Source organism: Streptomyces sp. NPDC059037 (assembly GCF_042740015.1).
GTDB lineage: Bacteria > Actinomycetota > Actinomycetes > Streptomycetales > Streptomycetaceae > Streptomyces.
In genome coordinates, this window is the sequence record NZ_JBHYIG010000049.1 from 25,165 (window position 1) to 39,422 (window position 14,258).

The 14,258-nt window shown below is 70.9% G+C and carries 13 protein-coding genes and 1 pseudogene; 9 read left to right on the forward strand and 5 right to left on the reverse strand.

Annotated elements, in window-relative coordinates; translation table 11 throughout:
• On the reverse strand, nucleotides 1–640 hold a 640-nt coding region (locus tag ACFWY6_RS13465), incomplete at its 3' end, for a TetR/AcrR family transcriptional regulator (RefSeq protein ID WP_384688813.1).
• Nucleotides 641–781: 141 nt separating this feature from the next.
• Here ACFWY6_RS13465 and ACFWY6_RS13470 point away from each other — a divergent pair.
• From ACFWY6_RS13470 to ACFWY6_RS13485, 4 genes are all read left to right on the forward strand, one after another.
• Nucleotides 782–2,497, forward strand: a complete 1,716-nt coding sequence (locus ACFWY6_RS13470; RefSeq protein WP_384688816.1) for an MFS transporter — start codon at nucleotides 782–784, stop codon at nucleotides 2,495–2,497.
• An 86-nt stretch (nucleotides 2,498–2,583) separates the two neighbouring features.
• The gene (locus ACFWY6_RS13475) at nucleotides 2,584–2,811 is read left to right on the forward strand and encodes a hypothetical protein (RefSeq protein WP_384688819.1); all 228 of its coding nucleotides are present in this window, start codon (nucleotides 2,584–2,586) and stop codon (nucleotides 2,809–2,811) included.
• A gap of 9 nt (nucleotides 2,812–2,820) precedes the next feature.
• Entirely contained in the window at nucleotides 2,821–3,309 is a 489-nt protein-coding gene (locus ACFWY6_RS13480; protein WP_384688822.1) for an HIT family protein, read from the forward strand.
• Between the two features lie 152 nt (nucleotides 3,310–3,461).
• Nucleotides 3,462–4,337 carry an SGNH/GDSL hydrolase family protein gene (locus tag ACFWY6_RS13485; protein ID WP_384688825.1) on the forward strand — a complete coding sequence of 292 codons (876 nt, stop codon included), beginning with the start codon at nucleotides 3,462–3,464 and terminating at the stop codon, nucleotides 4,335–4,337.
• 27 nt (nucleotides 4,338–4,364) lie between these two features.
• On the opposite strand, the pseudogene ACFWY6_RS13490 reads toward ACFWY6_RS13485, so the two are convergent.
• Nucleotides 4,365–5,309, reverse strand: a pseudogene (locus ACFWY6_RS13490) (glycoside hydrolase family 16 protein); the annotation flags it as partial.
• Between the two features lie 179 nt (nucleotides 5,310–5,488).
• Here ACFWY6_RS13490 and ACFWY6_RS13495 point away from each other — a divergent pair.
• The 5 genes from ACFWY6_RS13495 to ACFWY6_RS13515 all read left to right on the forward strand — a co-directional run bounded on the left by ACFWY6_RS13495 (nucleotide 5,489) and on the right by ACFWY6_RS13515 (nucleotide 10,170).
• On the forward strand, nucleotides 5,489–6,454 hold the full coding sequence (locus ACFWY6_RS13495; protein ID WP_384688828.1) for an NAD(P)-dependent oxidoreductase: 966 nt from the start codon (nucleotides 5,489–5,491) through the stop codon (nucleotides 6,452–6,454).
• 90 nt (nucleotides 6,455–6,544) lie between these two features.
• Nucleotides 6,545–6,907, forward strand: a complete 363-nt coding sequence (locus ACFWY6_RS13500; protein ID WP_384688831.1) for a VOC family protein — start codon at nucleotides 6,545–6,547, stop codon at nucleotides 6,905–6,907.
• A gap of 57 nt (nucleotides 6,908–6,964) precedes the next feature.
• Nucleotides 6,965–7,357, forward strand: coding sequence for a MerR family transcriptional regulator (locus tag ACFWY6_RS13505; protein ID WP_384688833.1), 393 nt, complete (start codon nucleotides 6,965–6,967; stop codon nucleotides 7,355–7,357).
• Between the two features lie 26 nt (nucleotides 7,358–7,383).
• Entirely contained in the window at nucleotides 7,384–7,728 is a 345-nt protein-coding gene (trxA, locus tag ACFWY6_RS13510; protein WP_384688836.1) for a thioredoxin, read from the forward strand.
• A 180-nt stretch (nucleotides 7,729–7,908) separates the two neighbouring features.
• Nucleotides 7,909–10,170: a HelD family protein gene (locus tag ACFWY6_RS13515; protein WP_384688840.1), complete on the forward strand. Its 2,262-nt coding sequence runs from the start codon at nucleotides 7,909–7,911 to the stop codon at nucleotides 10,168–10,170.
• 12 nt (nucleotides 10,171–10,182) lie between these two features.
• On the opposite strand, the gene glgB is transcribed toward ACFWY6_RS13515, so the two are convergent.
• The 3 genes from glgB to ACFWY6_RS13530 form a co-directional block, all read right to left on the reverse strand.
• Nucleotides 10,183–12,471 (reverse strand): 1,4-alpha-glucan branching enzyme, encoded by a 2,289-nt coding sequence (glgB, locus tag ACFWY6_RS13520; protein WP_384688843.1) that lies wholly within the window; start codon nucleotides 12,469–12,471, stop codon nucleotides 10,183–10,185.
• A 25-nt stretch (nucleotides 12,472–12,496) separates the two neighbouring features.
• The gene (locus ACFWY6_RS13525; RefSeq protein ID WP_384688845.1) at nucleotides 12,497–13,924 is read right to left on the reverse strand and encodes a maltokinase; all 1,428 of its coding nucleotides are present in this window, start codon (nucleotides 13,922–13,924) and stop codon (nucleotides 12,497–12,499) included.
• A gap of 136 nt (nucleotides 13,925–14,060) precedes the next feature.
• Nucleotides 14,061–14,258: alpha-glucosidase C-terminal domain-containing protein (locus ACFWY6_RS13530; protein ID WP_384688847.1), on the reverse strand; the 198-nt coding region annotated here is incomplete at its 5' end.

Genomic DNA, 14,258 nt, shown 5'->3' on the forward strand with positions numbered 1-14,258 from the left:
GGGTCCGGGCCGCCGGGCGCGCGGCCACCCCCCCCCCCTGGGGGGGGGTTTGGGGGGGGGGCCGCCCCGCGGGGGACACAACCGTCTGGGCGGTGGACCTGCCCGCCTTCTGTGCCGGTACGACACCGTCGTTGACGGCCTCCATCACGGCGAACAGGATCCCTTCGAGTACGTAGCCGAGCGCCCGCGTCGGCAGCGGCGTCACGAACGTGCCGTCGTCCAGGCCGCGTTGGAAGATCGCCAGGCCGGACTCGTGGACGCAGCCGAGCCGTTCGCGGATGCTGCCCATCGTGACGCTGCGATGCGAGAGCGAGAGCAACAGGCGGTAGCGGTCGGCGACTTCCCACACGGCGAGCAGTGATCCGGCCACCGCTTCCGCCGGGTCGTCGATGCCGTCGCGGCCCGCGGCGTGCGCGGTCTCCACCGCCTCCACCGCCCGCTCCACGATCGCGTCGATCAGCGCGTCGCGGCTGGGGAAGTGCCCGTACACCGTCCGGCGCACCACGCCCGCGGCGCGCGCGATCTGGTCCATGGACGCGTCGGGGTCGCGCAGCAGCTCCGTGACGGCGACGTCGAGGATGCGGCGGCGATTGGCGTCGGCTCTGGCGCTGCTCGGGCTGCTCGCGGGGCGGGGGTTCATGGCCCCCATTCTGCCCACTCCCGCAACGGGCCCACGCCCCCACTTGCACATTGCTGTGCAACGTCGGGTATCTTGCACAGCAGTGTGTAGTTGCACAGGATTGTGCAATAGGTCTGTGCAAGACGGGATGGGTGGAATCCAATGGCATTGCTGATCAAGGAACCGGTCGAAAGGACGGACCGGCCGTACGCCCGCCGCTGGTGGGCGCTCGGCGTGCTCTGCCTGAGCCTGCTGATCGCCGTCATGGCGAACACCGCGCTCACGGTGGCGGCACCTGACATGACCATGGACCTCGGCCTGTCCAGCTCCGACCTGCAGTGGGTCATCGACGCGTACACCGTTCCGTACGCGGCCCTGATGCTGCTGCTCGGCGCGATCGGCGACAAGTACAGCCGCCGGGGCGCGCTGGTGCTCGGCCTAGTGATCATGTCCGCCGGTGCCGGGGCGGGCGCGCTGGTGGACAGCGCGACGGCGGTCATCGTGGTCCGCGCGGTCATGGGCGTCGGCGCGGCGCTGATCATGCCCGCGACGCTCTCGCTGCTCGCGGCGACCTTCCCGCGCGAGGAGCGCGCCAAGGCGATCACGATCTGGGCGGCCACGTCGGGCATCGCGATCGCGGCGGGCCCGCTGATCGCGGGCGCCCTGCTCCGTGACAACGGCTGGCACTCGACGTTCCTGATCAACATCCCGGTGGCGGTGCTCGCGATCATCGGCGCGTTCGTCCTGGTCCCGCCCTCGAAGGCCGCTCAGCACGGCCGCATCGACTACGTGGGCGGCCTCCTCTCGGTGGTCTGGGTGGGCGCGCTCATCTTCACGATCATCGACGGCCCGCACTTCGGGTGGGGCGCGCGGGCGATCGGCGCGGCGGTGGTCGCCGGCATCGGCCTGGTCCTGTTCGTCGTGTGGGAGCTGCGCCACCCGCGGCCGGTCCTGGACGTCCGCAAGTTCGCCGACCGCGGCTTCGCGGGCTCGAACCTCGCCGTGGCGCTCTTCTTCCTCGCGGTGTTCGGTGCCTTCTACTACCTCACCCAGCACCTCCAGTTCGTCCTCGCGTACGACCCGCTGGAGACCGGCGTCCGCATGCTGCCGCTGGCCGGCGCGGTGTTCGTCGGCTCGGCGGTCACCGGGATCCTGGCGCCGCGCATCGGCGGCCGGATCATGGTGGTGGCGGGCATGGTCGGCGGCACGGTGGCCCTCGCGCTGCTCACGCAGATCGACGCGGGGTCCGGCTACGGCGACTTCGTGGCGCCGCTGATCGTCCTCGGCCTTTCGCTCGGCTTCGCCGTGTCGCCCTGCACGGACGTCATCATGGGCGCGTTCCCCGAGTCGGAACTCGGCGTCGGCGGCGCGGTCAACGACACCTCCCTCGAACTCGGCGGTTCGCTGGGCATCGCGGTCCTGGGGTCGGTGCTTGCGGGGTCGTACTCGTCGAAGCTTGCGGACGGTACGGCGGGCAGCAAGCTCCCCGCCTCCGCCCTGGAGACGGCGCAGGACTCGGTGGGCGCGGGCAACGGCGTGGCGCAGGGCATCGCCGCGCAGGCCAGGGAAGTCGCGGAGACCGCGGCGAACGCGACCACCCCGCAGGAAGCGGCACAGCTCAAGGCCCAGGCCCAGGAACTCGCGCAGGGCGCTGGCCAGATGAGGGACGCGGTGGGCTCCGCGTTCTCGGACGCGGTGGCGCACACGAGCCTGATCGGCGCGGTGATCCTCGGGGTCGGGACGATCGTGGTGGCGGTACTGCTGCCGCGGGCCGGGAAGGGCGGACGGGTGGTCGCCGCTTCCGGGGCGGCGGCCGACGAGGAGCGGCCCGAGGCCGCTGACGACCGCGAGTCCGTTTCCCCGGACGGCGGTCGCTGACAGGGCGTTCCGTGCTGGTGGGGCATCGATACGATCCATGGCAGCGGTGCTCGACCGGCGCCGTTGTCACGGGGAGAGGAAAGTCGATGGCGCCCAAGCCGAAGCGTGCCGCCATAGGGGATACGTGGATCAGGTGTCTGGTCTGCCAGGGGGATCTGTTCCGGGACCGGGAGGTCAAGCTCAACAGTTCCGGGATGGAGTTCATGAACCTGGCCTGGGCCAATGAATCCGCCACGGGCCTGATCTGCTGGCAGTGCGGGCACGTCCAGCTCTTCGTCAACCGGGAGCTTCGGATGTACAAGGCGGACAAGTGACGGCGTGTCGTGACGGATCGTCATGACGATGCGGCGTGCGTCGCCTGCCGCCTGGCCGACGGCACCACATCCCTGCCCGGCGGCACGCTGCTGCGCACGGCGCACTGGACCGTCGAGCACTGCGTGGGACCCCTCGGCGTCGGCACCCTCATCGTCAAACCGCTGCGGCACCTCACCGGCGTACACGAGCTCGGCGGCGAAGAGGCCGCCGAGCTCGGGCCGTTGCTGGGGCGGGTGACCGCGGCCGTGCGCACGGTGGTCGGTGCCGAGTGCGAGCAGGTGTACGTGTGCCTGTGGTCGCACAAGGGGCGGGTGCCCGGCCATATCCACTTCGTCGTGCAGCCCGCTCGTACGTCCGACATCGATCGGTACGGGAATGTGTACGGGCCCGAGCTGCAGATGGCGATGTTCGGCCAGGGGGTTGAGCCGGACGCGGGGGCGGTGGAGGAGTTCTGCGGGCGGGTGCGGCAAGTGCTGGGTGAGGTTTCCGCCATCTAGGTGGACGTGTGCGTGGACTGTTGACCGTTATTCAAACCTGCCAGTAACTTCAGCGTTGCACTACTGAAACACCCGCCACGGCCGGGCCGTTGGCGCCTGTGGCTCGCTCCTCTCCGGGACTGACCCCCCATCGGATTCAAAGGAGACTCCAGATGGTGATCCGCCGTGCCCTCGCGCTGCGCCTGGCAGCCGCCCTCACCGGAACCGTCGCCCTGGGGCTCGCCGCCCCGGCGCAGGCCGCCGCTTCCGAGCCCCTCGACTACGTCGCCCTCGGCGACAGCTTCAGCGCCGCGTCCGGCGTGCTGCCGCTCGACCTTTCCGCCCCGCTCCTGTGCGCGCGGTCCACGGCCAACTACCCGAACGTCGTCGCCAAGCGCACCGGCGCCCGGCTCACCGACGTGACCTGCGGCGGAGCCCAGACCAAGCACTTCACCGAGTCGCAGTACCCCGGCGTCTCCCCGCAGCTGAACGCGGTCGACGCCGACACCGACCTCGTGACGCTGACCATCGGCGGCAACGACAACAACACCTTCATCAACGCGATCGTCGCCTGCGGCACCGCCGGTGTGCTCTCCGGCGGCAAGGGCAGCCCGTGCAAGGACGCCAACGGGGACAGCTTCATCAAGCAGATCGACGCCAACACCTATCCGGCGGTCAAGGCCTCCCTGAGTGCCATCAAGGCCAAGGCGCCGCAGGCCCGCGTCGCGATCCTCGGCTACCCGTGGATCCTGCCGGCCAAGGCGGACCCGAGCTGCTTCGCCAAGATGCCGGTGGCCGAGGGCGACGTGCCCTATCTGCGGGGACTCCAGGCCCACTTGAACAAGGCCGTGCAGCGCGCCGCCTCCGAGACGGGTGCCACGTACGTCGACATGGCCGCCGCATCGGAGGGGCGCGACGCCTGTGCGCCGCTGGGGACCCGGTGGATGGAGCCGATGCTCTTCGGCACCAACTTCGTGCCGGTGCACCCCAACGCCCTCGGTGAGAAGGGCATGGCCGAGCAGGCGATCGGCGCGCTGAACCTCAAGTGACCGCGCGCGGCGGCGAGTCGGCTACGGGCGCGTCCACACCGCGACGTAGTCGACCGCCATCGCGTGTCCCGGATCCGTCTGCGCCACCGGTGTCGCCCGCCCCGCGACGCCGTCGGGGAACGCCCCGCCCATCGCCACGTTCAGCAGGATGAAGTACCCCGCGTGGTCCGTCATGCCGGACCACGTCGCGGCCGAGAAGCGGTCCTGGCTCAGGGAGTGGAACTGCTCGCCGTCCACGTACCAGCGCAGCTGGTTCGGGCTTGTCGAGCGGTCCCATTCGAAGCGGTACGTGTGGTACGCCGACTGGCAACTCGCCCCCGGGCAGGCGCGGTTGGCGCCCAGGCCCTGGGTCTCGTTGCAGTCGCCCCCGGGGTTCACCCCGCAGTGCAGGACGCCCCAGACCGAGTTGATGCCGTTCACGTTCTCCATGACGTCGAACTCGCCGATCGACGGCCAGTTCTGGTAGTTGCCCCGGTAGGGCGCGCCGAGGGCCCAGAAGGCCGGCCAGTAGCCGAGCGCGCTCTCGCCGGTGACGTCCGGCATCTGGATGTGGCCCTCGATGGCGAGCGTGCCGCCCTCGGGTGCCTTGAAGTCGGCGCGTCTGGTCTCGATGCGGGCCGATGTCCAGTTGCCCGCGCCGTCCTTGCGCGGGGTGATCCGCAGGTTGCCGTTTCCGTCGAGGGCGAGGTTGTCGGGGGAGTCGGTGTACGACTGGATCTCGCCCGTGCCCCAATTCGCCGGGCCTCCCGGGTAGTTGTGGCCGAGATCGATCTGCCAGTTGTCGGCGGACGGCGGGGCGCCCGCGCCGCCGTTGAAGTCGTCGCTCCACTCCAGCGACCAGCCGGGTCCGGGCGGCGGTACGTCGCCGCGTGCCGTGCCGGGCGTCATCAGTGCGGCCAGCAGACCTACCGCGGCCAGGCCCGCGAGGACGGGGGCGGCGCGGCTCGTGCGATGGATGCGTTTGGTGCTCATGGAACACCTCCGTGGGGGGAGTGCGCGTGACGGTGAGAGCGCTCTCAGGGTTTTGTAGTTGCAGGCATGCGGGGCGTCAATGGGCGGCGCGCCTTCAACTTCTTGCTTACCTTTTGGTAAGTACCTGACTAATTAGTCGGTACTTGTGGGGAGTTGGGCGCCCGTCAAGCATGGTCGGCATGACGAACCAGAGCCGGCAGGCTTCCACTTCCACTTCCACTTCCACGCCCACTTCCGCTTCAAGTTCCGCCACTTCCGCTTCCGCCTCTTCTTCCGTGACCGTTCTCGGCCTCGGCGCCATGGGGCAGGCCCTTGCCGCCGCCTTCCTGGCGGCCGGGCATCCCACCACCGTCTGGAACCGCACGCCCGGCAAGGGCGACGATGTGGTCGCGCGGGGCGCGACCAGGGCCGCCACCGCCGCCGATGCGGTCCGGGCCTCGGACGTGGTGGTGGTCTGCCTCCACGACTACGAGGTCTCGCAGGCCGTGCTCGGCCCGATCGCCGCGGAGTTCTCCGGACGCGTCCTCGTCAATCTCACATCGGACACCCCGGATCGTTCGCGGGAAGCCGCCGCCTGGGCCGCCGAGCACGGGATCGACTATCTGGACGGCGCCATCATGGTGCCGGTGACGATGATCGGCACCGCCGCCGCGCTGCTCTTCCACAGTGGTCCGAGGTCCGTGTTCGAGCGGCACGAGGGCACGCTCAAGGCGCTCGGCGGCAAGACCGTCCACCTCGGCGACGATCACGCACTCGCCGCCGTCTACGACAACGCGCTGCTCGACTTCTTCTGGACCAGCATGTACGGGCTCGTGCACGCCTTCGCGCTGGCCGGTGCGGACGGGGTCAAGGGCGCGGAACTGGCCCCCTACATCAGTGACCTGCTCCCGATCTTCCGGCCGGCCGTCGAGGAGACGGGAGTGCAGGTCGACTCCGGCGACTATCCGGGCGAGCAGGCCCCCCTGATCACGGAGGCCGCCAATGTCGACCACATCATCCACGCCTCCGAGCAACGGGGCCTGGACGTGCGCGCCCTGAGCGGCATCAAGGCCGCCCTGGACGTGGCCATCGGCAAGGGGCACGGCGCGAACGGCTGGACGGCCGTCATCGAGGCCATCCGCCCCGCCGCCGCGCAGGCCCGCTGACCGACAGGCAGGCCCGCTGACCGACAGGCGGGCCCCGGCCCCGGCGGCGTACGGTGAAGAGGACGGCAGTCACAGGGCAGGAGCCGCACCATGGCCGGTGAACCCAGCTTCTTCGAGATCGGCGTCGAGGACCCGGAGCGCGGGCGGGCCTTCTACGGCGAGCTGCTCGGCTGGTCCTTCGTGCCGGGGCCGTCCGGGCACGGCTATGTGATCGACACTCCGGGTGCCCCTGGCGGCATGCACGGCGGCGATCCTGGGGCCTCGCCGTATCTCTTCTTCAAGGTCGACGACATGGACACCGCCCTTGCTCGGGTCATCGAGCTGGGCGGCACCGTCGAGGCGCCCATCGGCGCGGACAGCGAGGAGTCGGACGCGGCCTTCGGGCGGTTCCGGCTCTGCAGGGACGACCAGGGCTCCGTCTTCGGACTGCACCAGCCGCCGCCCGCCGGCTGAGGTCTCCCGGAGCTCGCGCTGGCCTTGACGCCCACGTCAAGGATTACCGTCGTGGACATGCGCATCGGCGAACTTGCGGAGCGGGCGGGCACCACCACGCGGACGCTTCGGTACTACGAGTCACGGGGACTGCTGCCCGCACGGCGCAGCGGCAATGGCTACCGCACCTACGACGAGGACGACGTACGTCTCCTGGAGCAGATCAGGACCCTGCAGGACTTCGGGTTCGATCTGGAGGAGACGCGGCCCTTCGTGGAGTGTCTGCGGTCCGGTCATCCGGCGGGTGACTCCTGTCCCGCCTCGCTCGATGTGTACCGCCGCAAGCTCGGTGAACTCGACGCGCTGATCGCCGAGTTGACTGCGGTGCGGGAACAGGTCGGCGCGCAGCTCGTGCGGGCCGAGGCGGCGGTTCCGGGGGGTCCGGAGCCCCGTTGCGAAGTGTCGGGATGAAGCGGACGGAATAGGGAGCGGGGAGCATGTCCAATTTCAAGGTGGCGGGTGTGGACCAGGTGACGGACGCGGACTTCGAGGGGGAGGTCCTGAAGTCGGAGGTGCCGGTGCTCGTGGAGTTCGGCGCGGAGTGGTGCGGGCCGTGCCGGCAGCTCGGTCCGGTGCTCGGTGAGATCTCGCGCGAGGAGGCGGACCGGCTGAAGGTCGTGCAGCTGGACGTGGACCACAATCCGCGGACGGCGATCGCGTACAACGTGCTTTCGGTGCCGTCCCTGCTGGTGTTCCGGGGCGGTGAGCCGGTGAAGCAGATGGTCGGCGCGCGGCCCAAGCGCAGGCTCCTGGCCGAGCTGGCCGAGGCCGAGGTGCTCTGACCCCGGCGCACACAGGCCCCGGCGCACGCAGCTGGGAGCGGACAAAGAAATACCCCGGACGAATTGACGTCCGGGGTATTTCTCTGCGTATATTGGATTCTTTCGCGAAGCCCTGCCCAATTGGGCATAACGGCATCACGAGAACCTGTATAAGAGCACTGTAACTGGCGAGGGGCTGAATTGTCAACCGAGGAATTGCGGGAAGAGCAGCAATTCGTCTCCGGGCTGTATGCGCGTCTCGACGCGCTGCGCGAGGAGGCCGAGTCCGCCGTGCAGGCGTCGTTGTCGCAGGTGGGCAACGGTCTGCAGGCGCGCCTTGAGCGCGATGTCATGGTGGCCGAGCAGTCCGGTCTGCTGGCCGCGTTCAACTCGGGGGAGAACGGCCTTTGCTTCGGACGGCTTGAATTCCGCGACGGCCGTGATCACCACATCGGGCGCATCGGAATCCGCGCGTCCGACACCGAACGCACCCCGCTCGTGATCGACTGGCGTGCCGATGTCGCACGCCCCTTCTATCTCGCGACCGGCCATGTGCCGATGGGTCTGCGCAGGCGCCGGCACATCACCACCGAGGGCCGCGAGGTCACGGCCCTGCACGACGAGATCCTCGATCTCAGTGACACCACCCGTACCGGGTACGAGGGCGCGGACGCCGACGAGGTGCTGCTCGCCGCGCTCGACTCGGCACGCACCGGCCGCATGCACGACATCGTGCAGACCATCCAGGCCGAGCAGGACCGCATCATCCGTGCCCCGCACCGCGGCGTCCTCGTCGTCGAGGGCGGCCCCGGCACCGGCAAGACGGTCGTGGCGCTGCACCGCGCGGCGTTCCTGCTTTACGCGCACCGTGAGCTGCTCGCCAAGCGCGCGGTCCTGATCGTCGGCCCGAACCCGGCCTTCCTCGGCTACATCAGCGAGGTGCTTCCCGCGCTCGGCGAGACGGGCGTGCTCCTCTCCACGGTCGGCGAGCTGTTCCCCGGCGTGACCGCCACCGGCGTCGAGGGACCCGAGGCCGCCGAGGTGAAGGGCCGGGCGGAGATGGCGGACGTGCTCGCCGCCGCGCTGCGCGACCGGCAGCAACTCCCCGAGCCCGGCGCCCCGTTGATCATCCGGCACGACGACGGCGATCTGATCCTGGACTGGACGATCGCCCAGGAGGCGCGGGACGCGGCGCGCGACGCGGACGTGCCGCACAACCTCGGCCGCCCGCACTTCGCCTTCCACGTCATCGACTCCCTCACCGCCCAGCTCGCCGAACGCATCGGCGCCGATCCCTACGGCGGCCCCAACTTCCTGGGCCCCGACGACATCGCCCAGCTCGGCAAGGCGATCGCCGCGAGCCCCGAAGTGCACGCCGCCATCGAGGAGTTGTGGCCGACGCTCACCCCGCAGGGCTTCCTCGCCGACTTCCTGGAGGAGCCCACGCCGCACCTTTCGGAGGACGACGCACGCCTTGTCCGGCGTCCGCGCGCCGCCGCCTGGACGGCCGCCGACGTCCCGCTGCTCGACGAGGCCGCCGAGCTGCTCGGCAGCGACGACAGCGCGGCGCGGGCGATGGCGGAGGCCGAGCGGGCCAAGCAGATCGCTTACGCGCAGGGCGTGCTGGACGTCTCGTACGCATCACGTACGTACGAATTCGAGGACAAGGAGGACATCGACGCCGACGCGTCCGAGGTCCTGCTCGCGCACGACATCATCGACGCCGAGCGGATGGCCGAGCGCCAGGAGGAGGCCGACCACCGCAGCGCCGCCGAGCGGGCGGCCGCCGACCGCACCTGGGCCTTCGGGCACATCATCGTCGACGAGGCGCAGGAGCTCTCGGCGATGGCATGGCGGCTGCTCATGCGGCGCTGCCCGACCCGTTCGATGACGCTGGTCGGCGACCCCGCGCAGACGGCGGAGGCGGGCGGCTGCGGCTCGTGGGAGCGGATCCTGACGCCGTACGTCGACGACCGCTGGGAGTACACCCGGCTCGGGGTCAACTACCGCACCCCGGTGGAGATCATGGACGTGGCGGCCGAGGTGCCGCGGGCCGCCGGTGACCCGGACTTCCGGCCGCCGAGCTCGGTGCGCTCCACGGGCGTGCGCCCCTGGGCCCTCGCCGCCGAGGACCTGCCCGCCGCCCTCGCGGACGCGGTCGCCGCCGGGAGCGGGGACGAGGGCCGCCTCGCGGTCATCGCCCCGCGCGAGCGTCATGCCGAACTCGCTGCCGTATTGCCCGGCGTGGCCGCCGGCGAGTTGCCCGACCTGACCCGCCCAGTCGTCCTTCTCGACCCGCGCCAGGCGAAGGGCCTGGAGTTCGACTCCGTCCTCGTCGTCGAGCCCGCGCGCTATGGGACGAGTGACCTGTACGTCGCCCTGACCCGGGCCACGCAGCGGCTCGGCATCCTGCACACGGAGGGGCTTCCCGCGGGGATCGAGGGGGTGTTGGAGACGCGGTAGGCCGTCGTGGGGTCACACCGGCCGCAGCCACACCGTGGCGAGGGGTGGCAGTGTCAGCCTCAGCGATGCGGGGCGGCTGTGGGACGCCACCGGCTCCGGCTTCACCGGGTCGGGGTTGGTGACGTCGCCGCCGCCGTACGGCGCGGCGTCCGTGTTGAGGACCTCGCGCCAGGCGGCGATCTCGTCGGGGACGCCGAGCCGGTACTCGTGCCGGACGACCGGCGAGAAGTGCGAGACGGCAAGGAGGGGCGAGCCGTCCTTGTCGTAGCGCAGAAAGGCGAAGACGTTGTCCTCCGCCGCGTCGCCCTCGACCCAGGCGAAGCCGCCGGGGTCCGTGTCCCGCTGCCACAGGGACGGCTCACGGCGGTAGACGGTGTTCAAGTCGCGTACGAGGTCGCGCACGCCCCGGTGGTCGCCCTCCGCGCCGTACGCCGGGTCGAGCAGCCACCAGTCCGGGCCATGGCTCTCCGCCCACTCGGCGCCCTGCGCGAACTCCTGCCCCATGAAGAGGAGTTGCTTGCCCGGGTGGGCCCACATGAAGCCCAGGTACGCGCGGTGGTTGGCGCGCTGCTGCCACCAGTCGCCCGGCATCTTCGACACCAACGACCCTTTTCCGTGCACGACTTCGTCGTGCGAGATCGGCAGGACGTAGTTCTCGCTGTAGGCGTACACCATCGAGAACGTCATCTCGTTGTGGTGGTACTTGCGGTGCACCGGCTCATGGCTCACATAGCCGAGCGAGTCGTGCATCCAGCCCATGTTCCACTTCAGGCCGAAGCCGAGCCCGCCGAAGCCGCCGGGGCCCAGATGGTGCGTCGCACGGGTCACGCCGTCCCAGGCCGTGGACTCCTCCGCGATCGTGACGACGCCGGGCGCGCGGCGGTAGACGGTGGCGTTCATCTCCTGGAGGAAGGCCACCGCGTCCAGATTCTCCCGGCCGCCGTGCTCGTTCGGGGTCCACTCGCCGTCCTCGCGCGAGTAGTCCAGGTAGAGCATCGAGGCGACGGCGTCGACGCGCAGGCCGTCGATGTGGAACTCCTCGCACCAGTAACTGGCGTTGGCGACAAGGAAGTTGCGCACCTCCTTGCGGCCGAAGTCGAATTCGAGCGTCCCCCAGTCGGGGTGCGCGGCGCGGGCCGGGTCCTCGTGCTCGTACAGGGTGCGCCCGTCGAACTCGGCCAGCGCCCAGTCGTCGCGCGGGAAATGCGCGGGCACCCAGTCCATCAGGACCCCGATGCCCGCTCCGTGCAGCGCGTCGACCAGGTACTTGAAGTCGTCGGGGGTGCCGAGCCGGGCCGTCGGCGCGTAGAACCCCGTCACCTGATAGCCCCAGGACCCGCCGAAGGGATGCTCGGCGACGGGCATCAGCTCGACGTGCGTGAACCCCAGATCGGCGACGTACGCGGGCAGTTGCTCGGCCAGCTGCCGATACGTCAGCCCCGGCCGCCAGGACGCGAGATGCACCTCGTACGCGGAGAACGGCGCCTCGTGCACCGGCAGTTCGGCGCGGCGCGCGAGCCACTCGTCGTCGTGCCACTCGTGGTGCGACTCGTACACGATCGAAGAGTTCGCCGGCGGCTCCTCCGTGCGGCGCGCGAGAGGGTCGGCGCGCAGCGTCTTCGAGCCGTCGGGCCGGGTGATCTCGTACTTGTACAGCTCGCCCTCGCCGACGGACGGCACGAAGAGCTCCCACACACCGCTGCCGCCGAGCGAACGCATCGCGAAGCCCGTGCCGTCCCAGAAGTTGAAGTTCCCCACCACGCGCACGCCACGGGCGTTGGGCGCCCACACCGTGAAGCGGGTCCCGGTCGCCCCCTCGTGCACCATCGGGCGCGCCCCGAGCGCCTGCCACAGCTGCTCGTGCCGCCCCTCGCCGATCAGATGCAGATCGAGCTCGCCGAGTGCGGGCAGGAAGCGGTACGCGTCATGGATGTCCAGCTCGGCTTCCGCGTACGTGATGTGCAGCCGGTAGTCGTCGGGGATCTCCCGCAGCGGAAGCACCCCGGAGAAGAACCCCTGGCCGTCGTCGTGCAGTTCGGCCCGCAGGTCCCTGGCCACGACCGTGACGGACAGCGCGTACGGCCGCAGCGCGCGGAACGCTATGCCGTCGCGCACCGTGTGGGCGCCGAGCACGGCGTGCGGATCGTGGTGCGTGCCGCTCAGGAGGCGCTCGCGGTCGGCCTCGGGGACGGGTGACGCGGGGCGCTTCGCCTTCTTCCGCGGAGCCTGCTGCCCCGCCTTGCGCCTGCTCTTCTCGGTGGCCTCGTCGGACGGTTTGCGCGGCTGGGGGCGGGGGGTCACGGGGAGGCCTCCTCGGCGAGGGCGGTCATGGGGCTTCGGTGGCGGGGCCGTTCGTTGCGGGGCCGTTCATGGCGAGGCGGTGGACGGCGGCGAGCGGGACGGGCAGCCAGTCCGGGCGGTGGCGGGCCTCGTAGAGCACTTCGTAGACAGCCTTGTCCGTCTCGTAGGCGCGCAGGGCGACCGGATCGGTGCGCGGGTCGCGCCCTGACACCTCGGCGTATCCCGTGCAGTACGCGGCCCGGCACTCGCCCGCCCATGGGGGCGACCAGGGCTCGGCCGACCGTGCCGCGTAGTCGAAGGAACGCAGCATGCCCGCCACGTCGCGCACCGCGGGCTGCGGCAGCCTGCGCTCGGCGAGCGGACGCGAGGGCTCGCCCTCGAAGTCGATCAGCGACCAGTCCCCGGACGGCGAGCGCAGGAACTGCCCCAAGTGCAGGTCGCCGTGGACGCGTTGGGCCGTCCAGAGGGTTCCGTCGGCGGCCAGACCGGCGAGCGCCTCGAAGGCGGTGTGCAGGGCCTTCGCGTACGGAAGCAGCGCGGGCACCGCCCCGGCCGCCGCCTCAAGGCGCTCCGCCATGCCCTCGGCGATCAGCTCCACCTGGGCGCGGCCGAGCGTGACGGTGGGCAGCGCGCGGGCCAGCGCCAGGTGTACGTCGGCGGTCGCACGGCCCAGCGCCCGCGCCTCGCCCCGGAAGTCCTCACCCTTGGCGAGCTCGCGCAGCGCGAGGTCCCAGCCGTCCGTCGTGCCCTTCAGATAGGGCTGCAGCACGCCGAGCACGTTCACGTCGTCCGGCAGATCCGCGAGGAACCAGGCGGCCGGCGCGGGGACCTGGGCGCAGCCCTCGCGGGCGAGCGTCAGCGGCAGCTCCAGATCCGGATTGAGGCCGGGGACGATGCGGCGGAACAGCTTGAGGATGTACGTGTCGCCGTACACCAGCGAGGAGTTGGACTGCTCGGCGGCGAGCACACGCGGCACGAGACCCTCGCCGATGTCCTTGCGCGGCTCGCGCTCGAAGCGCAGCTTGCCGACGCGCGCCCGCATCCGCAGGGCCTCCATCAGGAACTCGGCCATACGCGGGTCCTGCAGCGCCTCATAGACGGTGAACCCGGCGAGCGGCCCCGCCGTCGCATGGCCGATCAGCGCGGGCGCGAGCCGCGGCGGCAGCTCGCGCCGCACACCGAGCAGCAGCTGATAGCAGTCGGCGGGCTGTGCGGCGGCGGCCCCGCCCTGCCCAGGGATCCGCGGCTGGTCCACCCGCACCAGGAGGTGCAGCAGGCCCGACCGGGCGGTGGGCGGCAGCAGTTCGGTCGCCGTGACCAGGTGGAAGCCGGAGATCGGACGGCCCTTGCCCGCGAACCAGCGCTGCCTCGGCAGCCAGCCGCGCAGGAGCGGATCGAGCGAGGCGAGCAGCGCGTCCGTGGTGATGCCCGGGCGGGTGACGGCTTCCGACATGGCGTCGCGTCCTTTCCGCGGTGCGGACAAGGGAGAGTGCGTGGGTGCCGGTCGTGCGGGAGTGCCGGTCGTGCGGGGAGAGTGCCCAGGGCGGGGCGGTGGAAACCGCCCCGCGCAGGTGTCGCAGAGGTGGAGCCTACGCCGGGTCCTTGCGCAGCCGGAACCAGTAGAAGCCGTGGCCTGCCAGTGTCAGCAGGTAGGGCAGTTCGCCGATGGCCGGGAAGCGCACCCCGCCGATGAGCTCGACCGGGTGGCGGCCGTTGAAGGACTGCAGATCCAGCTCGGTGGGCTGGGCGAAGCGGGAGAAGTTGTGCACGCACAGCACCAGGTCGTC